This window comes from Lysinibacillus sp. NPDC048646 (assembly GCF_050272295.1).
GTDB lineage: Bacteria > Bacillota > Bacilli > Bacillales_A > Planococcaceae > Lysinibacillus.
Map to the genome: position 1 here is coordinate 165,286 of NZ_JBNNLZ010000005.1, position 20,809 is coordinate 186,094.

Sequence of the window (20,809 nt, forward strand, 5' to 3'; positions counted from 1 at the left end):
ATACTTATACTAAGACAGGTAAGATTGCATCACACGCCAATCCGCTAGCTTTTCCTCAAAAGATTTAATATTTTTGCCAGGTATAGGACTGGTAGATGGCATTTTCTGATATTGACGATTAGATAATATTTCGAACCCAATATGCTTTTTAAATACCTCGAAAGCCTTTGAACCATTAAAAAGAACGAGTTGAATATCAGGGTAGCGCTCAAAAAGTGTTTTAAAATCATTTGGTTTTTCATTTCGTATGGCGGCATCTAAGCTTCCTTCGCGCTCACAAGATTCGATTGTATCCCAAAGACCAATATGGTTTTCCAGTAGCAATTGAAGTCTCTTGGTATAATTCTCCGGTATCTCTTGACCCAAGATTTCCCCAATAATTGGCCAAAAATGATTACGCGCGTTGCCATAGTATTGTTGTTTCTCTAGTGATTGCTTTCCTGGCATTGATCCGACAATTAGTACTTTCGTTGATAGATCAATTACTGGTGGCAATATATTTTTCAGTTCAGCCATCATGATAGTCACTCCTTTCTTCTATTGTAACGGAAAATCAGAGCCTGCCACTAATTCCTCCGCTGACTTCAAATAGAGCTCACTCGTGGGGAAATTCTTTTTATACGTTCGGACGATTTCATATCCGATACAATAACCAATCCATTTAGGTAGCTCGCCTCCATATAAGAAGTCAAAATGATTATGTACGCCCTGTACATCTAATACAGGAACAAAATCACTCTCCCAACTCTGCAATAGGTCTTCCATTGAGTAGTTTTTGAGCCATGGGGCTAACCATTTGTCACCATACAGTTCTTCCACTGCACATTCTGCCAGTCCCTCTAAAATAAGAGAATCCCTCAAGGTCATTACTTCTAAAGGCTTGTTACTATACCGAAGTCGACAAACATGATTATATTCATGAGCAAATAATGCTTTCACTTCCTCCTTTTCAAGACCCGTAGCAATAAATAGAAACAAGGCATTCGGATAAGCAACACCATTTTTTCTGGTAAATGATTGTTCCTGATTTATAGGGAAAATATAGATAGGGACATCTGGTCCATTCCATCGTTTCTTTAAACGGTCAAATTCCACTTGAACAATCTTCCATATATCCTGTTTTTCTAACGCTTCCAAAGCGACTTCTTCATGTGCCTGAAATAGACCATTTTGCAATAAAACATATTGTACCTCTTCAGGTGGAAAGTCTATAAAAACGTCTACTAAAGGATTACAAAGAATGGCGCATTGTATCTCCTCCAAACTTTTATCATGATTTCTCTTTCGTACATTAATGAAGTTGTTAAGCCACTCATCTGTAGGTCGTACTGACATCTTCCCATCCTTTTTTCATAGCTTATGCCTTGAGTAGACAATCGGCTAATGCTGATTGTCTACAGTCGCATATATTAACTTGTAATGAAGTTAGAAAGGAGGGAAATTTGTGAATCCAGCTGATGCTTATAATCTTTGCTGTAAATATCATGGTAAACGCGTAAAAATTACTGATACATCTGGCAGAGTACATGTGGGGGAAATAACAAGGGTAGACAGAAAACAGGTATGGATTCTGCCTGATAGACGATATAATGGCTACGGTTTAGGTTTTTGGGGCTTTAGAGGTTCAGGATTTGGTTTTGGTATCGCTATAGGTACTATTTTTGGCATAGCACTAGCACCACTTTTATTTTTCTAAACTTTTAAATGGCTTTTACTGATTCCATCGCATTTAAAATGAGCCATCTCAACAATATTTTTGAGATGGCTCATTTTTTTTTATTTTACTGCCTCTTGTTGTTGTTTGCTTTCAATTAACTCCGATACGGTAACAAATGTATATCCTTGCTTCTTTAGTGTTGGCAAAATTTCTTCAAGTGCTTTAAGCGTTTGCGTACGATTGCCACCACCATCATGAAAAAGAATGACATCTCCAGGCTTTGTACCGTTAAGTACTTTTTTAACAATTTTACTCACACCTGGTTGTTTCCAATCCTGTGTATCCTGATGCCAAGACCACATAACCACTTTGTATCCATCTTTCACCGCAGCATTAATCATCTTGTCATTGTAATTTCCACCTACAGGGCGAAACAGAACAGGATAGAAACCAGTAATACTATAAATCATTTCATTCGTCTGCAGCAATTCCTCCTGCAATTCAGTTACTGAAACCTTAAACGGATGCGTATACGTATGATTGGCCAATTCATGTCCTTCCGTATAAGTGCGCAAAACAAGCTCAGGATATTTTTCGGCGTTCCCTCCAACAACAAAGAAAGTAGCTTTTGCCTCATATTTGGCTAATAAATCTAAAACTCCTGCTGTATATTTTGGATGCGGACCATCGTCAAAAGTCAGGGCAACTATCTTATCTTTGGTGTTAATATCCCACACAACTTCCCCTGTCTCTTCATAATAACTTCGCCCTTTATCAGCAAAGGTTTTCAACCCTGCATAAGATATCGAGATGAGTAAAAAACAAGCCGTTAAAATCAATACGTGTTTACGCATTATAGCATCACCTCCCATGCTCAATTTCACATAACTTCGATAACTTACTATTTGCGAAATGCAGTGAATTATACTTCAGAATGACTGGCTGTTTTCACCTACATCCCCTAAAAAACTACACCTATAAAATAGTTAGAAATGTTTTCACTTCAACACATAATTGCAGTTCATATACTGACCTTCATATAATATTCACAAACGGGCGCTTATTTTTGAACGATTTGTGAAAACAATCACATTGCACTTTCTTTTTTAAAAAATCGGTGTAAAATAGGAACTATAACTGATATATAACAATTTAAGAAAAACACCGTGAATCATCCGGTTGTTATAGAACAAAAAATTTGATACAAAGGGGACTTTATAATGTGGGTTATTACAGTTTTTGAAAAAGATACTTTCCGTATGTTCGAGTACAGTACTAAAAATGAGGCTACAATTGCATTAGAAAAAATCAAGCAAACAGCGATGCTTTCCTATACAAAGTAATTTATTGACAAGGCTACTCTCAGGAGTAGCTTTTTTTATGCCTTTTCGTAAATCCCCCAAATCTTCTACATACTTTCATTAGTGAACGCTCACATAAAGTGAAGAAAGCTACTAACATAACTACAGTTGTTTTGGACATTCACTATTGGATACCGAACTGTCATTACGTGCTTTTTTAAATTGAAATATCTTGAACACCTTTTTGTCTATTGCCATATGTATATAGAGAAAAGGAGTGATTTAAATGGTGACAATTGAACCTATTATGATTAAAGGTCATTTTTTCACAGCTGTGATTGTCCATTTACCAAAAACAACACTACTGACAATTTCAAATGATACAGGCTACATCATGTGTGGTGCATTAGATGTTGGTCTTTTAAATAGTCGTTTAGTGGATCGTAAAATTGTTGCTGGTCGAGCTGTTGGTGTTAAAACAATTGATGAGTTATTAACAGCTCCGCTAGAATCCGTTACCTATGAAGCGGAACAACTTGGCATATTTGCAGGAATGACTGGGGTAGAAGCCTTATTAAAAATGATTTAATGTGGTAAACAATTGATACGACTAGAACCTTCAATTATGCCAAAGCGTAAAAATTGAACTTTATTCAGCTGGTGTTTTAACATCGGCTGAATAAGCTAATCACTCTTTCCTTATACTATAAGGCAAAGGAAGTGATTATAATGCATACAAATAAACATTTGAAGATACATTTAGCTTTATTATTACTTGTTACTGTAGTTTTTATATGGTCAATTATCAAACCTGTTTCTTATTTGGATTGGTTGGCAGAAGTCAGCCCTGGTGTGATTGCTGTAATAACGGTCACAGCCATTTATAACAAGTTCCGCTTCACTACACTTTCTTATGTTATTATCGCTCTTTTATCTATTCTGACATTCATTGGTGGGCACTATACGTATTCAGAAGTCCCACTTTTTAACTGGCTAAAGGAAGAATTTCATTTACAACGCAATCACTATGATCGCTTCGGACATTTCCTTAAGGGGTTAATGGCAATTGTGGTAAGAGAGATATTATTACATAAAACGCCGTTAACCAAAGGAGCTTGGTTGTCAGGGATTACAATTAGTATCATGCTTGCCATTGCCGCTTTCTATGAAATTATTGAATGGCTTAGTACAAAAATTTCAAAGGGAGGGAAAGTTTCTAAAGACTTTTTAGGCATGCAAGGTGATAAATGGGACGCTCAATGGGATATGTTTTTAGCCCTTATTGGGACGATTTTAGCACTACTCCTTTTCACCAAATTACATGATAAATTAATAAGAAAACAGTCCAAGTGAACCTGAATTATCGACTATAAGTTATTTCCTGTAACGCGTATAGTATGAACTATTTGGAAGGTGGTGTTCAGATGTATTATGCAAATATCAATCAGCCTTCACCCCCTGCATCTCGTATTATAACTGTGACCGGAAATGGAAAGGTACTTGCTAGTGCAAGTTATGTCCAGCTTCAAATAGAAGTGAGCACACAAGGGAAAAATGTACAGGAAGCACAACAAGAAAATGCTAGTATCATGAATCGTGTACTTCAATCCATCTTGGCACTTAAAATTCCAAGAGAAAATGTGCAAACCGCGGCTTATAATATTGCACCTATCTATGATTTTGTAGACGGCAAACAGGTATTTAAAGGCTACGAAGTGACAAATGCCATTACGGTTAAAATACCGGATACGAATCAGGTTGGAGCGGTCATTGATACAGCCGTGCAAAATGGTGCAAATCGTATCTCGTCCATTCAATTTAAAATTGACAATGCTGATGTATATTATCAACAGGCGCTCAGTTTAGCTCTTCATAATGCGCAAATGAAGGCCAAAACAATTGCCGAAACCATGCACTTGCCATTGCATCCTCAGCCAATCGAAATTGTTGAGGAACATGAAAGTGGCCCTGTGCTATATAAATCCATGGCGATGGCAGATTCGACAATTTCAACCCCCATCGAGCAAGGTCAAATGACCATTAGTGCAACTGTACGAGTCAAATTTCAATATTAACGATCTTACAGAAATATGAAATTAAACAAGGAGAGGCTGGGACAACAGAGAAAAAGCGTTAGATTGACTGATGTCGATCTAACACTTTTTTGCTGTAAGCGTTGATGTCCGCTACGGCGGACGCTTTCCGGGGGCGTGGCCTGAGCCTGTAGTCTCAGGCGTCACGCTAATCCCCCAGGAGTCGCCGCCTTCGCAACCATCAACTAGTACTCTCTTCTGAATTTTATTTATTCCAAAAGGAAGTACGTCTAAATTTTTCTTCATTTTTAGATAGCAAAAATTTAATAACGCCTTTGCTCCTCTTTTTTAAAATTTAAAGTTATGTCCCAGCCTCTCCTTGTTTATGAATTACGTTTGCCCCTGTGCTGCGCAATGTCTAACAATATAAACTCTCTTTATCATATTATTTCATTGACTCCTTCTCTTAGTTAATGGCGTATTAGAACTAATTGATATTTATTACACCTTCCCTGCTAACTAGTTCCAATCTATTCGAGGCGTCCCCAATTTTACCTTCATGTGATTTCTCAGTATTCTTTTCTTCCCGATACCCGTCTAAATCAATTGTTACATCTGCTGAATCACTGTTAGCAGTAAGTACTAATGATGACGGTGCTTCTTTATAAGATACCGTAATATCTCCTGAACCAGTTTCTACAAATAGTGATTCCCCTTCCTTCATCTCCTTCATTAGGACCTCACCGCTTGTTGAAGTAATTTCCAGCTTAGGACTAGTAACTCTTGTAATATAGCTATCACCATTGGTTGAAACGATTGACAAATCATTCAATGAACTGTCCATTATACTCAATTCTCCGTCGTTTGATGTAATTTTACCTTTATCTGAGGAAAGGCCTTTAATGTTTTTAGAGCCAGAATCATTCGCAATAATAATTTCTTTTGTTACTATATTATTGATTTCTAAATCCCCATAGCTATTATTCACTGTAATCATGTTCACTCTATTATTGGGTAAAGAAATGTGAATTGTACCCTTTTTGCCAAAGCTAAGGTTTCCCAAAATCCCACCTGTTGAATCTTGCTGTTGTACCTTAATTTTATTTCCTACCTTGTTAATGGAGACTGGATTATTCTCGCTATTTTGTTGTTTACCATCAACCGTAACTGTCATTTTTTCAGATTCTGAACTTTCTAATTCTATATTCCAAGACTCACTATTTAATTCTACTTCTTCAATTTGATCACCATCAAAGGACTGTTCTTTTTTATAGATTTTTTCACCAACTGCTTTGAGGCTGAATACGACTCCCCCAATTACACCCATTAATAAAAAAGCAATTATAGCTTTTTTCAACTTTACTCCTCATTTCCCATAGATATTTTAAATTACATCAATTTTGTCGACTTTGTAATAAGAAAGGTAGCCTACTATAAGACCCAATAGGCAAAATACGATTGGAACAGCTATAAATTGAAATAAGCTTGTAGGGCCTCCCCCATTAGAAACGGTTGCGTTAATCAAAAATCCAATGAATACAGCAGAAGTAATTGTCGTTGCCGTTGATTTTTTTCTCATGCCAAAATACAAGGGCATTAAACTCACTCCAGCAATCATAAATGCACCGATAAAAATGGATGGTACAGTAGAGATCATTTCATGTATTTCAACAGGTTTTTCGAATAAGCCCATCATTGGATTTAACAAATAAATGAACAAATTAATTATCAAACTAGCACTAATAATACTCAAGAAACAGAATCCAAAAACAATGGTTAATTTGGCTTGAATTATTTTTTTCCTTTTTACTGGATAGGTAAATAGTGTTTGAATGGTATTCCCCTTATATTCATCGATGACTAAACGGGATAAAATCACACTCGAAAAAATGATAAATACGATTCGAATTAAAATATTCGTTAACGACATAAATTCTGTATAATCCGGAAACATTGGCTCAGCTTCACTTTTAGAACCTAATGCCATAAGTGCAACAGCAGCAAAAATCCCTATAGTACACATTGCTAACCCTTTAAAATAACTTGATAGGCAATTCTTTTTCCATTCCAGTCTCAGAAGCTTAAGCATCTCGATTACCTCCATTAATAAGCTTTAAAAAGTACTCTTCTAAATTATGTTGTTGTTTCTCAATTCCGTTCACCACAATGCCATTTAGAACTAATTCTTTATTAATTTGCGATTGGGAAATCTCTGTTGCAAAAATTCGAATGCAATGCTGATCCACGACTTCATATTTTTGAATCCCTAATTTCTTCTCCAGTACTTGTGTCGTTTTTTTCAAATTGTCTACCTTAATTTCAAGGTACTCCATATTTTCAGCTCTGACCTCCTCCATTCTCACTTCTTTTAACAATTTCCCATGATCGATAATGCCAATAGTGTCAGCAATCGATTCAATTTCTGAGACGATATGACTTGATATTAAAATCGTGATGCCATGCTGTTCTTTTAAAAGCAAAAGAAGTTCGCGAATATCTTTAATGCCAATAGGATCCAGCCCGTTAATTGGCTCATCCAATATAAGAATTTCCGGTTTAGTCACAATTGCACGCGCTATGCCTAATCTTTGCTTCATGCCTAAAGAAAACTCATATATTTTTTTATTTCCTACATCCTTAAGGCCAACAATTTCTAATACCTCTTTAACAGCCTCTTTCTCATAAATACCAATATAGTCGCAATGAAGTTGTAAATTTTCCTTTGCTGTCAGTCTTTGATAAAACTCCGGATACTCGATAATGCTACCTATATACTTTAAATATTGATACGAAGTCGGAAGAACCTGTTGGTCAAATACTTTAATTTCACCCGAAGAAGGTTTTACTAAGTTTAATATCATCTTCATAATTGTTGTTTTCCCTGCACCATTCGGGCCCAAAAATCCATAAATTTCTCCTCTGTTAATGTTCATATTGACACTTGAAACCGTTTCAACCCCCTTGAATGCCTTAGTTAATTGATGAATGTGGATAACTGTTTCCATTTGACTTTACACCCCATCTTTATTTTTTGGTTGCGATACACTAAGCTTAATAAACGAAAGTAAAATCAAAGTAAACACAATGGAAAATAACCGTAATATTTTCATTAAAGTAAAGAAATACAGAAAAGAACTTGATATGATGAGGTTGAAATGAGGGATAATGAACATGGAGTCTGCAAAAATCTTAGTAGTAGATGACGAAATCGGTATTTTAAAATTACTCGAAATTACACTCAGAAAAGAAAACTTTATAAATATTGAAACTGCTTCAACGGGCAAAGACACTCTACAGCTTGTAAAAAACAATACATACGATATTATTTTGCTCGATATTATGCTGCCAGATATCAGTGGCTTTGAACTCTGTACGGAAATACGGAAATATACGAATACACCTATTATTTTTGTGAGTGCGCGCTCTACGGATTTCGATAAACTAACAGGATTAGGTATTGGTGGAGATGATTATATTACAAAACCTTTTAATCCTTTAGAAGTTGTTGCAAGAATTAAAGTCATCCTTCGACGTCAAAAAATGTATGAGGATACTAAGCTGAAGAATAACACTGGATTCGATTATGGCTATTTCGCTTTTAACCCTGAGTCTGCTACATTAACAGTTAACAATCAACACATCGAATGTACTGCAAAAGAGCTTGAGTTACTGCATTTCTTTTGTAAAAACCCTAATCGTATTTACACTACTACGCAGCTCTATGAATTTGTATGGGGAAATGATGTATTTGGAGAGGAAAAAACGGTGACGATCCATATATCAAAGTTGCGAAAAAAGCTCGGCGATGATACACGTAAACCTCAAATTATTGTCAATTTACGAGGAATCGGTTATAAATTTATTCCACCTAAAGAGGAATTTATATGCGAATAAATACTCGATTTACGTTGCATCTAGCACTGGGGATAATTTTGTGGATATTGGTGACTGGTTTAGGCATTCTCATTATTCTTGAAGGTATTCTTCCAATCATCGCCATCACTGCTAATGAGGATTTTGAAGGTTTACTTGTAGGGTGGATTTTTGTTATTAGTACCATTATCTGTATCGTTTTATTTGGATGGTATTTTGGAGGGCCCCTTGGTTTCATCATGGCTTGGATTTATCAGCTCTCGCTAGAGAACTTTAAGCAGCCTGAAGGTTTACCTAAAATCTATACGAGAAAAGGAAAACTCCGTAAGCGCTATCTTTTGTATCAAGAGGTCCTTCAACACCTTCAATCCTTATCTATGAAATTACAGGCTGCTGAAACAGAACGAGGACAAGTAGAACAAGCGAAACAAGAATGGATTGCAGGCATTTCTCATGATTTAAAAACACCTTTAACCTATATAACAGGCTATTCCACATTGCTATTGAATGAGCAGTATGAATGGTCAAAGGAGGAGACTCACTCCTTTATTCAAGAAATAGCAGATAAGGGCCAGCATATGGAAGATCTTATTCAAGATTTAAGTCTCGTGATTCAGCTCAATAGCGCCGATGGTACGTTCCTTTTGGATAAGAAGAAACAAGACTTAGTTGAATTTATAAAAAGAATTGTTGCAAATATTAGTAATAACCCACAGGCAACTGACTATATGTTGCACTTTCAATCGGATATACCTGTACTAGATGTCGATTTTGATGCAAAATACTTGCAACGGATTTTACAAAACATTCTTATGAATTCCATTATCCACAATCCTCAACACACAGACATTTATACACAGCTTTCCGATAGAGGCGAGAATGTAGAAATCCACATTGTTGATAATGGTGTGGGTATGTCCACGCACATGGTAGAAAATATTTTTCAGCAGTATTATCGTGGAACAACAACAGACTCCTCTTCTGAAGGCACTGGGTTAGGCATGGCTATAGTCCATAAGCTAGTTAAAACACATAATGGGACAATCTCCGTTCACAGTGAGCCCACTAAAGGAACGACTTTCAAAATTACATTACCGAAAAAATAGAATAGTCACTGCTCCAACTAGCTGTCTGCGTATCCTAAAAAAATTCCACATGAGGCTGGTACATAACTTTAAATTTTAAGAAAGAGGAGCAAAGGCTTTATTAAATTTTCGCTATCTAAAATGAAGAAAAATTTAGACGTTCTTGCTTTTGGAATAAATATAATTCAGAAGAGAGTACTAGTTGATGGTTGCGAAGGCGGCGACTTCTGGGGGATTAGCGTGACCCTGAGACTACAGGCTCAGGCCACGCCCCCGGAAAGCGTCCGCCGTAGCGGACATCAACACTTACAGCAAAAAAGTGTTAGATCGACATCAGTCAATCTAACACTTTTTCTCTTTTTGTCCCAGCCTCATGCGAATCAACTGAAGAATGGGAACTATATTTTTACATTAGACTTTTTAAAAATGCGTTCATTCGAAAATAGCAGCGCAAATAGAATTATACATATGCCCACCAAATGTCGCATAGATAACGATTCATTTAATATAAAATAGCCTAATAGTACACCAACTACCGGAACAATATAATTACTAAAGGATGCAAATAGCGCACCTTCTTCTTTAATTAAAAGATTATAGAGCAAGTAGACGATTCCTGCGTGGAAAATGCCTAATATAGCAATCGATACTATTTGTGTCCTATTAATATTCACTTGTAAAGGTTGTTCAAAAATGAATGACAATGGAAGTAATAGTATCGTAGCTATCCACAGAACGTTTCTCATATGGATTACAGGAGAGCCCCCATCTAATCTTTCCATTAATATCAATGATAAGGCAAAGCTTATCGCAGCCATTAGCAGTAGTACATTTCCAAGAATATTTCCCGAAACATTCAGTGCTGTTTGATCAGGCCATGATAAAACAACGATGCCTAAAAAACCTAAAAAAATACTAAGGACTTCTATCTTTTTTGCTTTCTTTTTAAAGAATAATGTAAATAAGGCGAGTGTAAAGATTGGTACCATCGCAATCAGCATTGAAGCAACACTGCTCGAAACGTATTTTTGACCTTGTGCAATCAGGATAAACGGCAATACAACTTCAAAAAGGGCAAGGAAAAAATATAGTCTTATCGTTGTTTTATTGTTTTCTTTTATTAAAAACAGACTAATAATGCTTAAGCAAATAGCTCCAATAATAGCTTTCAAAACCGATAATGTAATGGCTCCTATATTATTCGTTACTGACGCTACGAAGAAAAATTGGGAGCCCCAAATGCAGCTTATCATAAGCAAAAAACTATATTTTCTCATTGCGTTTTCTCCCATTTCCCAAAAGATTAGTTCCTACAACCCCAATAATAATGACAATAGCGCCAAGTAAATGATATAGATGAAATGTCTCTTGCAAAAAGATAACGCCAGCAACTATCGTAATGAGTGTGGCAAAATTACTAAAAACACTCATTTTTGATGCTTCTATTTTTGATAAAGCATAATTCGAAAGATAAGATGTAACGAGTGACGATAAAATACCTAAATATAAAATAGCTAGCACAAAGTCAACATGCGCAAAGGGTCGAAAGAACTGATTGATCGTACCGTTTACTACATGATTACCGACTGCTATGCCGTTAAACACAAGAAATCCACATAATGTCATGACTTATGTTAATGTCACTAATGAGTATTGTTGTGTTAACTTTCTAGCAAAAATGTTATATAACGATGTAGCTATCGCAGACAGTAATATGAAGCAGCTACCGATAATATTCGCTGTATTAGCGCTCAAGCCATTCATAAAGAGCATGAAGATCACGCCAAGTACCGATAAACTAATAAAGACAAACTGTCCACGTGTAGCTTTTTCCTTCAATAAAATACGGGCAAGGACTAATGTAAAAATAGGAACAGTTGCATGAATAACACCCGCCTCTGAGGTGGATACACGAGCCAAGCCAAACACCTGGAAAGTGAAAAAAGCGATTGGATATAATAACGCTAAGGGTAAAATTTGCAATAAATCATTTTTATTGATTTTTAATTTTTCTCGTTTAACAAGTACTAAAACGGTCACACCCATCATTGCAATCGTAAAACGATGTGCAAGTGTATCCATTGGACTTGCGACAGTTAATGTCATTTTGACGAACATAAACGAAAGTCCAATAATAAATGAATAAATAATTGCTGCCATATAGGCCATTCTTTTTTCTTCCATATGATTGACTCCTTCTCTATTCTTTCCGACCGGTAAAGCTATCATAGTTAAAAATTTAGAATTACACGATATCAAAAAAACACATCTGTACCGATACAGATGCGTAAGGAGGCTGAACATGCTCAAATATGACTTTATCTACAATCAATTAGTGCAACAAATACAGACCGGTACCTTACAGGCTGGCGCAAAGCTGCCCTCTATCCGAAATCTATCTCTTCAATTTTCTTGTAGTAAAAGTACCGTGCTAACAGCTTTAAATAAACTCGAAACTCAACATTTGATCTATGCAATCCCTAAAAGCGGCTATTTTGTTGTAGATCATCAACTTCCACATTTACCACCAGCAAATGATTTTATAGATTTCGCGACTTCATCACCAACTTGGCATGCATTTCCTTACAAAGATTTTCAACACTGTATGAACAAAGCCATTGATACCTATCAAACGGACTTATTTCGATATGGAACGCCCAAAGGCTTACCATCATTAATTGTCGAGGCTAAAAAATTGTTAGAAACGTATCAAATATTCACACATGAAGACAATATCTTCATTACTTCAGGTGTCCAGCAATCGCTATCCCTGCTCAGTATTATGCCATTTCCAAATCAACGCACAACCATTTTAGTAGAACAGCCGAGTTATCATCTATATATGGATTATTTGAAAACCTACAGATTGCCAGTTGTAGGTATTAAGCGAACAGCTGAGGGCATTAACTTAGACGAGTTAGAACAACTCTTTAGTACCAATACGATTAAATTTTTTTATACCATGCCGCGCCTGCATAATCCATTAGGTTCTTCTTATAACAAAAAGGAAAAATACAGTATACGCAAACTAGCTAATAAATACGATGTTTATATCGTTGAGGATGATTATTTGGCAGATTTTGAACAAAATTCGAAAATGGACCCCTTATTTACGGAGGATCTCGAGGACCGAGTGATTTACTTAAAAAGCTTTTCTAAAATTATGTTTCCTGGTCTACGCATTGGTCTAGCGGTGTTGCCTCATGCATTAATTAACACTTTTCAGCAATATAAAAATACCACCGATATTGATAGCTCTATGATTTCACAGGCTGCCTTGGAACTATATTTAAAAAGTGGCATGTTTGATCGCTATCAAATAAAAGTATCTGAGGATTACATGAAGCGTGCCACTACGCTACAGCACTCCCTAAAAAAACATTTACCTATGTATTTAACTACAACGGATATTTGTATGCATAGTCATATCGTTTTACCAAGGCAAGTCAATATGAACTTACTGATTCAACAATTAACACAACAGCATATCTTTTTAGACAGCATTGATCGCAATTATTTAGAAGGATTTTACCGTGAACGAATTTTAAAACTAAATGTTTCGAATGTGGAAGAACAAAAAATTGACAAGGGTATTAAGGAAATAGCTATCGCTCTTACTAACATGAATAACTATTATAGTTAAGAGCGATTTTCTCTCCATTTTTCTATAAATTAGGAGGGATTTGCGTAAAATTATTGATTCATGAACGCCTATTGTTGGGCATATGTTTAGACAGTATAAAGTGAAACTTCAATCCGTGGAGGATTTCTTCATCCCCCATGGATTGCTAGTTGAACCAATCGGGCTTTTACGGTCAGTTGATCGACCTCCTCGTTAACTCGGTCTCATTTTTCAACTTTAGGCGGGCGTCTTGTACCTGGCGCTTCGCTTTCGGAACAGATAAATTACTGACCGTTAATGCGGGAATAAATGGTGTATAAGGAGGATATCATGCAAAAAGAAAAAATGCGCCTTCGAAGAATTCAACATCTTGCTTATGAAATCATGGATGAGATGAATGCAGAGAAAGAATCGACACGGATTGATACGTTAATTCCTGTGGTCGATAATTTATCCCGTGCAATTGGTGATTTAACAGATTCTGTTGGGCATTATTCGTTAGACTATGTAGAGGAAAAAGTGAAGAATGCTCATTACTTGTTATTCCAGAATGATAAAGTGAATTTACATCAATAAAGTGAAACTCCAATCCGTGGGGTTTCCTTCATCCCACGGATTGTTAGTTGAACCAATCGGGCTTTACGGTATCACCTCACTCATTTATAGACGTGCACTAGTTGATGGTAGCGAAGGCGACTCCGGAAAGAGTCCGCCGTAGCGGACATCAACGCTTACAGCAAAAAAGTGTTAGATCGACATCAGTCAATCTAACACTTTTTCTCTTTTGTCCCAGCCTCATTCATTTAATGCGTTTCAGGTTTAAATGTTTTACAATCCGTATCCTCACTATTGGAAGCTTGTTGACCTTTTTGACTAACTACATAAATAGCTTCTGCAGTACATTTATTTCCAGAGTCCCAATACGTGCAGTTATTGACTTCACATAAAATCTCTTGTGCCATCGTATCCCACCTCCTCTGTTGTTATCTTTAACAAATTAGAGGCAATCAATACTTCACCACAAAACAAAATCCAAAGATAACCTTTTTATCTCCTCCATTTATTATTCGCTAAAGTCTAGATTTAAAGGCCCTTTTCTTGCTTAAAAATACGACCTAGCGCTGGCTAAGTTGGTGCTAATTCGTTATTCTTCCATAACTGTTGTTGCTGTAGCTTCTTTCACAATTATAATGCCATCGTATGCTTCTGCTGGTGTCATTTTAATTGTATAAAGCATCTTCGATAACTTATACCAAGGGCGGAAATCATCACCTATATTGCCCATTCTTTGCTCTTTCGTAAAAATATCCGATAACGCAGCCGATTCACTAGCTTTTTTAAAATCTACGTAGTAAATATTGTCCTTTACCTCACTAAATGCGTCCACTAATTCATTATGATGCTCTAGTGTATAGTTTTTACGCTCACCTGATCCTGCATTTTGTGCCTGAAACGTATTGCTACCAAAGTCCGTACCAATGGCAAAATAAGCTTCTTCGTATAATTCATTTAAGTACTGCCCCATTGATTTGTAACCTGCCATTGATGCGGATGTTTTCTCGATGTGTCCATTATGTGCCGACATAAGAACTTTATCATGGCCTCGACCCGCTTCATATTCAACAATCCACTGCAAATTGTTTGCTAAATATTCATCCCGCAAATCCATATAATCACTATCGTGCAAAAACAATTGTGTACGCTGCTTCATGATTTGGGCGTATTGTAAGGCAAAGGTAAAATCATCATTAGATGATTGGTTGATATAGGATGCCTTATTTGACTGTAAATCTGTAATAATAGAGTCAATGATGTCATTTAGTTCATTCAATTGACTGTTTGTTAACACTCGCATTGTCTCATTAGAAACGTGTGCCAACTGTGTGGCATATTTTTTTGCGCTATCTTTGTTAACCACTTTATAATAATGTAAAACGCCCTGCTTGCTATAGTCATAACGTTGCATATCATTACCGTAAAAATATACTTTATCTTTTTCATCCGCCGTCTTGTTATAGTCCTGCATCCACTGAACAAATTCAATCATTTGTTCAGTTTGATATATGCCATAATCAAGAGCCTTAACAGCCTCTTCCGCTGTTCCAGTACCATTCAAAATAAACTGATTGATTTGCTGTGCACCACCAAAATCGCCTTCTAAAACAAAGACATGGACATTTTCATTGTCAATTAATGCTTGAAATACATCTTTCTTTAATGTCTGAAATTCAATGTTTCCATGAGTCGCTTCACCAAATCCAATTACTTTTACACCATCCGGAATTTCAATATCTTCAATTGCAGTAGCATATTGTGAAGCATCCTTAATTGCTTTACCAGTTCCACATCCCACTAAAATAACCGATAGAAAAATAGCTGTAACGAATAAAAAACTCTTTTTAGAAAATACCATTTTAATCTCCTCTACAATATGAAAAAGTTAAACTGCTTTTCGTTGAAAATATAAATATCCCCCAATAAAAAATAATACAAAACTACCACCTACAACCGTTAATAATTGATCCCATGGTACAAAAAATATATCCTCAGGGTTTCCAACATGCATCATTTCAAAGGGTTGAACCCATGGATAGTAAGGGGCAAATCGTTCAGAGTTCACGACTAATATGGATGGCAAGGTAAAAATTACATTCACAGCAAATGGCGCAGCAAAGCTCTTAAACATCACAGACATCCACAATTGCAAAGCAACTAATGGCAATGTAGCCACCCATCCTCCAAAGATGCTTTTCAAAACAATTTCCATTGGGAAAGGATCTGTATAACCTTTTACAACACCTACCGCGAATATAGAACTTAAAAATAATAATTGCATCACCATGACAAGCAGCATGATTAAGACATACTTTGCAGCAAATACTTTTCCCCTTGTGACAGGCAATGCTAAAAGTTGTTTCCATCCTCCAGCTTGATGCTCATATCTACAAATGAGGCTTGCAAAGACACCTGAAATAAGTGGGAGAAATAATAGTGCATATGTTAAATTCATTGAAAGTAAGGCAATATACCATTTATTCACACCAAAATCATCATCGAAATTGACCGCTAATCCTATAAATAAGCCAATCATCGGTCCCGCAAAAATAATTGGTATCATTTTAGACTTTCTTAATTTGTACCATTCAGAGTAAAGTATAGCGCGCATTATTTCACATCCCTTCTCGTGAAATCGATCATTCCAACGATATATAATAGAACCCCTACACCTATACCAAGCGCAACATTGATGATTGGCTCATCCCATTCATTCATTAATGATGGCCACTTCCAAATCATCCAATCTGGCAATTTATATGCTGAAAAAGCAAATATCACACCAAAGACCCCAGCAGTAATTGGAATGGCTTGATTTTGACTAACAGTCGCAATCCAAAGCTGTAATGCCAATACTGGTAATGACGCTAAAAATGGATAATAACTAGACTTGACTAGCTCCATATAAGGAATGTTCTCTCCCAGATCTAAAAACATTCCATGAGCAAGTGCAAAAACCATTAATAGCGAGGAAGATACAAATAATAATATTGTTAGCACTGTAAATTTTGATAAATACACTGTCAATTTAGATACAGGTAAAACAATTAATTGCTTCCATGCATTTGTTTCATTTTCAATACTCGCCATAAAGGAAGTTAATATGGCAATCCCTAAGATAAGCGCAAGTGGTGTAAAAGAATGCACATTTCCTAAATAATATCCCCAATCATCCTCACTTTGTTGTAACAAATAGTCTTTTCTTATACCGTAATTGACCGTTTGTAGCGCCACTACACCTAAAGGGCCTAACGCTGTTAAAAACCATAATCCTTTTCGTTTAATTTTCAAAAAATCAGCAGTCAACAGTTTGCCCATCATATAGCTTGCACTCCCGTTGTCATTTGAAGGAATATATCCTCCAATGATTGTTTTTCTTCTTCCACGCGATAAACCGAAAAGCCCTCTTGCACGAGGATATGAACGATTTGCGCTACTTTTTCATCGGAACATTCATCCAGTACAATTTGCCCTTCTTTGCATTCTGCCTTTATGCCGTTTGCCACTAACGAACGCCACGCTTGCTCACTCTTACTCACTTTAAACAAAACTTTTGGCTGTGCATGCATACGCATTGCTTCAATTGAATCCTGAAAAATCATTTTTCCTTTCGAAACAATACCAACTGTCGTCGCCATTTGATCAATCTCTGATAGCAAATGACTCGAAATAACAACCGTCATCCCATATTCTGAAGGTAGTCGTTTAATTAAATTTCGAATTTCAATAATCCCAGATGGGTCAAGTCCATTTGTTGGTTCATCTAAAATTAATAACTCTGGATTGTGTAACAGAGAAGCGGCGATGCCAAGACGCTGCTTCATGCCAAGCGAAAATCCTTTTACTTTTTTATTGGCTGCCTCTGTTAAACGAACAATTGCTAACACTTCATCAATGCGCAATTTTGGCACACCTAAAATTTTTCTTAATGCTTCTAAATTTTCATAGGCCGTTAAATGTGGATAATAGGATGGGTTTTCAACCAACGAGCCAATTTTCGATAATATTTCGATTCGTTCCTTTGTTACATCCTTTTGAAAAATTTTAATGGTGCCTGATGTCGGTTTCATCAATCCTAAAAGCATACGAATTGTCGTTGTTTTCCCTGCGCCATTTGGTCCTAGAAATCCGTATATTTCCCCTTTACGGATTTTCAAATCTATGCCCGCTACAGCCAGCTCTTTACCAAATCGTTTTGATAAGTTTTCTGTTTGTACGATATATTCCATTTCCCTCACCTCTTTATTAAGCATAGGAGACGAAGTTTAAAAGCAGGTAAGGGCAAAGTTTAAATTTTGTTTAAAAAAGAGGTTCATCACAGTAACTCGGGGTTGATTTCCGTTCCAGCTGGGCGCTTTCCCAGGGGGCGTCTGATGAGCCGCTTCGGGGCAACAGATGTTTTATGTAGCGAAAGCGAAGCGTCAACTACAGGATGTTGGTCACGAAGGCGTGTGCTGCTGTCGCTTCGCTTTCGCGCAGATAAATTGTCACAGGACGTGACGTTTTTAGCCTTCGTTCCTTTATTGTAATCCCCCAGGAGTCACCCAGCCTCCACTCCAATCAACAAGCCTTGTAGCCAAATGTCATCCCCTACTTTGGTAAAGAACAAAAAAGAATCTGTCCGAAATCATTTGGACAGATTCTTACGTTTTTTAATTTTTATAATTGTGCCTGATTCACTTGATTCAATCTCCCAATCGAGGTCCATCCCTTTAACCATAATGTCAACTATTGATAAACCAATGCCTGCACCTTTTGCATTGGATTCATTGTTCATTCCTTTTCCGCAATCCGAAATGACGAATGCATCATGGTGCTCTGTCGACTCTGTTTTTACGCCAATATATTGCCCACTGCTCGCATGGCGCAACACATTTTGGAAGAAATTATCGAATATACGCCCTAACCAAAGCGGATCAACTAACCATTTATTTTCCTCAAATGAATTTAACTCTACATCTATTTCAAAGCCTTCCTTTTCAAAAACAAGATACCACGTAGTCATCTGCTCTCGTACAAATCGAATAACATTGATTTCCTTTGGTTCAAATTTATATTTACTAGCCATTAGTAACGTATACGACATTAAATTTTCGATTAATCCATCAATATTAACAATCGATGTTTCTAGAGCTTTAATAGCGTGTTTTCCTTCATCTGATAATTTCTCTTTACTAATGGAATAGGTTTGCGCCCGTACTTTTGTTAAAGGGGTGCGTAAATCATGAGATAGATTAGCGATCAATTCCCTCCGCAATTGTTCTTCCTTTTGCTCACGGTTTTTACTTTCCCTAAGCTCACACACCATGCGATTAAAGCTTTGCTCGAGTTGCCCAATCTCGTCCTTCTTTTTCACATGCATCTCAATAGGTAACCCATCTACATCGCGTATTTCCATCGCATCCTGTAGCTTTAATAAGCGTTTTCGAATCCCCCTAAAAAATAAAAAAGAGATACTAACAAAAAATATGATGATACAAATAACACCTAAAAATAAAAAGGTGCCATATTGCTGATAAACATTCTTCAGTGGTGGATTCAATACTAATCTAGGAATTTCTAAAACAATAAAGCCATTCGTTTCATCTTCTCCAAGAAATGCAATGACTGTAAAGGGATCTCCGTCATATCGTTCCTTTATAAACTTAGTCGTATATGCTGGTGTCCATTCTGAGGGTATTTGCTCTTTAACATTAACCTCTTTTAATAATGTCCCATCTTCGCCGACCCAAAACATGGAGGCTTCAGGATACTTTCCCCTCCAGTTTTCGAAAAGTTGTTCGACTACTTCAAGTTCAATAGCTTTTATTTTATTTGCTTCAGCATGCCATTTTTCCTCAATTACATTTTTATTGGAGTCTTCGCCGTATCGAGTTTTATTAATACCTTCCTCTGTTTTAGCAACCCCCATTATAAATAAAGCAAGGACAAAGTACGCTATTTGAACAATAGACATTGCTAATAAAATAATAAGCATATATTTCGCTAATAATGATCGGAAAAATTTCATAGTTTTACCCTATAACCAATACCACGAATCGTTTCAATAATCATCGGCTTAGCTGGATTCAGCTCTATTTTTTCTCGTAAATATCGGACATGCACCATCAAAGTTTTATCACCTTCTATGTAAGCTTCTCCCCAAACCCCTTCATAAAGCTGTTCCTTTGTTAGTATTTGATTTAAATGGCGAATAAAATATTGAAATAAATAAAATTGCTTGCCTGTTAATTGGATTTCCTCATTGTCATTACTATTTATAACTCGCATCTCTTTGGTATGTATTTTTAGGTGCTGAAGCTCTAATACATCATCATTCTTTTGATATCGCCTTAGTAAAACCTCCACACGCGCTACTAGTTCATCCGGATGGAATGGTTTTGTTAAATAATCATCTGCGAAGTTTAGCCCCTCGATTTTGTCCTCTACCGCAGTGCGTGCGGAAAGCATTAAAATGGGTAATTCACTATTTTCCCTCTTGATTCTTTTCCCGATAGAAAACCCATCTAATCCAGGTAGCATCACATCCAAAATAACAACATCGACAAATCCTATGAACTTCTCAACCCCTTCACCAGACTCCAGCCATGTTACCTCATATCCTCTTTCCGATAAATCCTTTGACACCCACTGTCCTATCTCTTTTTCATCTTCTATGTACAATATACGAAACAATTTTTATC

Annotated in this window: 23 protein-coding genes and 1 pseudogene; 9 read left to right on the forward strand and 15 right to left on the reverse strand. The window is 36.5% G+C overall.

Going from position 1 to position 20,809, the window contains the following annotated elements:
• Positions 1-9: 9 nt before the first annotated feature.
• Together ACQKII_RS08490 and ACQKII_RS08495 are read right to left on the reverse strand one after the other, a co-directional pair.
• The gene (locus tag ACQKII_RS08490) at positions 10-519 is read right to left on the reverse strand and encodes a DNA-deoxyinosine glycosylase (RefSeq protein ID WP_427458283.1); all 510 of its coding nucleotides are present in this window, start codon (positions 517-519) and stop codon (positions 10-12) included.
• Positions 520-537: 18 nt separating this feature from the next.
• Positions 538-1,335, reverse strand: coding sequence for a DUF2268 domain-containing protein (locus tag ACQKII_RS08495; protein WP_427458285.1), 798 nt, complete (start codon positions 1,333-1,335; stop codon positions 538-540).
• A gap of 109 nt (positions 1,336-1,444) precedes the next feature.
• Here ACQKII_RS08495 and ACQKII_RS08500 point away from each other — a divergent pair, with 109 nt between their 5' ends.
• The gene (locus tag ACQKII_RS08500) at positions 1,445-1,696 is read left to right on the forward strand and encodes a hypothetical protein (protein WP_427458287.1); all 252 of its coding nucleotides are present in this window, start codon (positions 1,445-1,447) and stop codon (positions 1,694-1,696) included.
• An 80-nt stretch (positions 1,697-1,776) separates the two neighbouring features.
• Here ACQKII_RS08500 and ACQKII_RS08505 read toward each other — a convergent pair whose 3' ends face one another.
• Entirely contained in the window at positions 1,777-2,511 is a 735-nt protein-coding gene (locus ACQKII_RS08505; protein WP_427458289.1) for a polysaccharide deacetylase family protein, read from the reverse strand.
• 366 nt (positions 2,512-2,877) lie between these two features.
• Here ACQKII_RS08505 and ACQKII_RS08510 point away from each other — a divergent pair, with 366 nt between their 5' ends.
• The 4 genes from ACQKII_RS08510 to ACQKII_RS08525 all read left to right on the forward strand — a co-directional run bounded on the left by ACQKII_RS08510 (position 2,878) and on the right by ACQKII_RS08525 (position 5,033).
• Positions 2,878-3,000: a hypothetical protein gene (locus ACQKII_RS08510; RefSeq protein ID WP_427458291.1), complete on the forward strand. Its 123-nt coding sequence runs from the start codon at positions 2,878-2,880 to the stop codon at positions 2,998-3,000.
• Between the two features lie 244 nt (positions 3,001-3,244).
• Positions 3,245-3,547, forward strand: coding sequence for a YunC family protein (locus ACQKII_RS08515; RefSeq protein ID WP_010860472.1), 303 nt, complete (start codon positions 3,245-3,247; stop codon positions 3,545-3,547).
• 140 nt (positions 3,548-3,687) lie between these two features.
• Complete coding sequence (locus ACQKII_RS08520; protein ID WP_427458293.1) at positions 3,688-4,311, forward strand: DUF2238 domain-containing protein; 624 nt, start codon at positions 3,688-3,690, stop codon at positions 4,309-4,311.
• Positions 4,312-4,382: 71 nt separating this feature from the next.
• Entirely contained in the window at positions 4,383-5,033 is a 651-nt protein-coding gene (locus ACQKII_RS08525; protein WP_427458295.1) for an SIMPL domain-containing protein, read from the forward strand.
• Between the two features lie 445 nt (positions 5,034-5,478).
• Here ACQKII_RS08525 and ACQKII_RS08530 read toward each other — a convergent pair whose 3' ends face one another.
• From ACQKII_RS08530 to ACQKII_RS08540, 3 genes are read right to left on the reverse strand one after another with little or no spacing between them, the layout of a single operon-like run.
• Positions 5,479-6,348 (reverse strand): DUF4097 family beta strand repeat-containing protein, encoded by an 870-nt coding sequence (locus ACQKII_RS08530; protein ID WP_427458297.1) that lies wholly within the window; start codon positions 6,346-6,348, stop codon positions 5,479-5,481.
• Positions 6,349-6,375: 27 nt separating this feature from the next.
• Positions 6,376-7,080 carry an ABC transporter permease gene (locus tag ACQKII_RS08535; protein ID WP_427458299.1) on the reverse strand — a complete coding sequence of 235 codons (705 nt, stop codon included), beginning with the start codon at positions 7,078-7,080 and terminating at the stop codon, positions 6,376-6,378.
• Complete coding sequence (locus tag ACQKII_RS08540; protein ID WP_427458301.1) at positions 7,073-7,996, reverse strand: ABC transporter ATP-binding protein; 924 nt, start codon at positions 7,994-7,996, stop codon at positions 7,073-7,075. Before ACQKII_RS08540 ends, ACQKII_RS08535 begins: the two co-directional genes overlap by 8 nt.
• A 166-nt stretch (positions 7,997-8,162) precedes the next feature.
• Between ACQKII_RS08540 and ACQKII_RS08545 the strand changes: the two genes are divergently transcribed.
• Entirely contained in the window at positions 8,163-8,885 is a 723-nt protein-coding gene (locus ACQKII_RS08545) for a response regulator transcription factor (RefSeq protein WP_427458303.1), read from the forward strand.
• A complete protein-coding gene (locus tag ACQKII_RS08550; RefSeq protein WP_143996905.1) occupies positions 8,876-9,970 on the forward strand; it encodes a sensor histidine kinase in 1,095 nt (364 codons plus the stop codon). The genes ACQKII_RS08545 and ACQKII_RS08550 overlap by 10 nt, the downstream gene beginning before the upstream one ends.
• A 377-nt stretch (positions 9,971-10,347) precedes the next feature.
• Here the strand turns inward: ACQKII_RS08550 and ACQKII_RS08555 are convergent, their stop codons facing one another.
• Together ACQKII_RS08555 and ACQKII_RS08560 are read right to left on the reverse strand one after the other, a co-directional pair.
• The gene (locus ACQKII_RS08555; protein ID WP_427458305.1) at positions 10,348-11,226 is read right to left on the reverse strand and encodes a DMT family transporter; all 879 of its coding nucleotides are present in this window, start codon (positions 11,224-11,226) and stop codon (positions 10,348-10,350) included.
• Positions 11,213-12,133 (reverse strand): annotated as a pseudogene (locus ACQKII_RS08560) (DMT family transporter). Before ACQKII_RS08560 ends, ACQKII_RS08555 begins: the two are co-directional and overlap by 14 nt.
• 118 nt (positions 12,134-12,251) lie before the next feature.
• Here ACQKII_RS08560 and ACQKII_RS08565 point away from each other — a divergent pair.
• Both ACQKII_RS08565 and ACQKII_RS08570 read left to right on the forward strand, forming a co-directional pair.
• Positions 12,252-13,592, forward strand: coding sequence for a PLP-dependent aminotransferase family protein (locus ACQKII_RS08565; RefSeq protein ID WP_427458307.1), 1,341 nt, complete (start codon positions 12,252-12,254; stop codon positions 13,590-13,592).
• A 309-nt stretch (positions 13,593-13,901) separates the two neighbouring features.
• Positions 13,902-14,147: a group-specific protein gene (locus ACQKII_RS08570; RefSeq protein ID WP_427458308.1), complete on the forward strand. Its 246-nt coding sequence runs from the start codon at positions 13,902-13,904 to the stop codon at positions 14,145-14,147.
• Between the two features lie 227 nt (positions 14,148-14,374).
• On the opposite strand, the gene ACQKII_RS08575 is transcribed toward ACQKII_RS08570, so the two are convergent.
• The 7 genes from ACQKII_RS08575 to ACQKII_RS08605 form a co-directional block, all read right to left on the reverse strand.
• A complete protein-coding gene (locus ACQKII_RS08575) occupies positions 14,375-14,533 on the reverse strand; it encodes a DUF1540 domain-containing protein (protein WP_219361593.1) in 159 nt (52 codons plus the stop codon).
• Positions 14,534-14,715: 182 nt separating this feature from the next.
• Positions 14,716-15,984 carry an erythromycin esterase family protein gene (locus ACQKII_RS08580; RefSeq protein ID WP_427458310.1) on the reverse strand — a complete coding sequence of 423 codons (1,269 nt, stop codon included), beginning with the start codon at positions 15,982-15,984 and terminating at the stop codon, positions 14,716-14,718.
• Between the two features lie 27 nt (positions 15,985-16,011).
• Positions 16,012-16,737, reverse strand: coding sequence for an ABC transporter permease (locus ACQKII_RS08585; protein ID WP_427458312.1), 726 nt, complete (start codon positions 16,735-16,737; stop codon positions 16,012-16,014).
• Entirely contained in the window at positions 16,737-17,447 is a 711-nt protein-coding gene (locus ACQKII_RS08590; RefSeq protein ID WP_427458314.1) for an ABC transporter permease, read from the reverse strand. The genes ACQKII_RS08585 and ACQKII_RS08590 overlap by 1 nt, the downstream gene beginning before the upstream one ends.
• The gene (locus ACQKII_RS08595) at positions 17,444-18,355 is read right to left on the reverse strand and encodes an ABC transporter ATP-binding protein (RefSeq protein WP_427458316.1); all 912 of its coding nucleotides are present in this window, start codon (positions 18,353-18,355) and stop codon (positions 17,444-17,446) included. The genes ACQKII_RS08590 and ACQKII_RS08595 overlap by 4 nt, the downstream gene beginning before the upstream one ends.
• Positions 18,356-18,753: 398 nt before the next feature.
• The gene (locus tag ACQKII_RS08600; protein ID WP_427458318.1) at positions 18,754-20,136 is read right to left on the reverse strand and encodes a HAMP domain-containing sensor histidine kinase; all 1,383 of its coding nucleotides are present in this window, start codon (positions 20,134-20,136) and stop codon (positions 18,754-18,756) included.
• Complete coding sequence (locus ACQKII_RS08605; protein ID WP_427458320.1) at positions 20,133-20,801, reverse strand: response regulator transcription factor; 669 nt, start codon at positions 20,799-20,801, stop codon at positions 20,133-20,135. Before ACQKII_RS08605 ends, ACQKII_RS08600 begins: the two co-directional genes overlap by 4 nt.
• Between the last annotated feature and the right edge of the window lie 8 nt (positions 20,802-20,809).

Coding starts and splice junctions, on each gene's coding strand:
- ACQKII_RS08510 (WP_427458291.1), top strand. CDS start 2,878: ATGTGGGTTATTACAGTTTTTGAAAAAGATACTTTCCGTATGTTCGAG.
- ACQKII_RS08565 (WP_427458307.1), top strand. CDS start 12,252: ATGCTCAAATATGACTTTATCTACAATCAATTAGTGCAACAAATACAG.
- ACQKII_RS08520 (WP_427458293.1), top strand. CDS start 3,688: ATGCATACAAATAAACATTTGAAGATACATTTAGCTTTATTATTACTT.
- ACQKII_RS08535 (WP_427458299.1), bottom strand. CDS start 7,080: ATGCTTAAGCTTCTGAGACTGGAATGGAAAAAGAATTGCCTATCAAGT.
- ACQKII_RS08575 (WP_219361593.1), bottom strand. CDS start 14,533: ATGGCACAAGAGATTTTATGTGAAGTCAATAACTGCACGTATTGGGAC.
- ACQKII_RS08555 (WP_427458305.1), bottom strand. CDS start 11,226: ATGAGAAAATATAGTTTTTTGCTTATGATAAGCTGCATTTGGGGCTCC.
- ACQKII_RS08590 (WP_427458314.1), bottom strand. CDS start 17,447: ATGATGGGCAAACTGTTGACTGCTGATTTTTTGAAAATTAAACGAAAA.
- ACQKII_RS08505 (WP_427458289.1), bottom strand. CDS start 2,511: ATGCGTAAACACGTATTGATTTTAACGGCTTGTTTTTTACTCATCTCG.
- ACQKII_RS08490 (WP_427458283.1), bottom strand. CDS start 519: ATGATGGCTGAACTGAAAAATATATTGCCACCAGTAATTGATCTATCA.
- ACQKII_RS08595 (WP_427458316.1), bottom strand. CDS start 18,355: ATGGAATATATCGTACAAACAGAAAACTTATCAAAACGATTTGGTAAA.
- ACQKII_RS08570 (WP_427458308.1), top strand. CDS start 13,902: ATGCAAAAAGAAAAAATGCGCCTTCGAAGAATTCAACATCTTGCTTAT.
- ACQKII_RS08580 (WP_427458310.1), bottom strand. CDS start 15,984: ATGGTATTTTCTAAAAAGAGTTTTTTATTCGTTACAGCTATTTTTCTA.
- ACQKII_RS08585 (WP_427458312.1), bottom strand. CDS start 16,737: ATGCGCGCTATACTTTACTCTGAATGGTACAAATTAAGAAAGTCTAAA.
- ACQKII_RS08525 (WP_427458295.1), top strand. CDS start 4,383: ATGTATTATGCAAATATCAATCAGCCTTCACCCCCTGCATCTCGTATT.
- ACQKII_RS08600 (WP_427458318.1), bottom strand. CDS start 20,136: ATGAAATTTTTCCGATCATTATTAGCGAAATATATGCTTATTATTTTA.
- ACQKII_RS08545 (WP_427458303.1), top strand. CDS start 8,163: ATGGAGTCTGCAAAAATCTTAGTAGTAGATGACGAAATCGGTATTTTA.
- ACQKII_RS08550 (WP_143996905.1), top strand. CDS start 8,876: ATGCGAATAAATACTCGATTTACGTTGCATCTAGCACTGGGGATAATT.
- ACQKII_RS08540 (WP_427458301.1), bottom strand. CDS start 7,996: ATGGAAACAGTTATCCACATTCATCAATTAACTAAGGCATTCAAGGGG.
- ACQKII_RS08495 (WP_427458285.1), bottom strand. CDS start 1,335: ATGTCAGTACGACCTACAGATGAGTGGCTTAACAACTTCATTAATGTA.
- ACQKII_RS08515 (WP_010860472.1), top strand. CDS start 3,245: ATGGTGACAATTGAACCTATTATGATTAAAGGTCATTTTTTCACAGCT.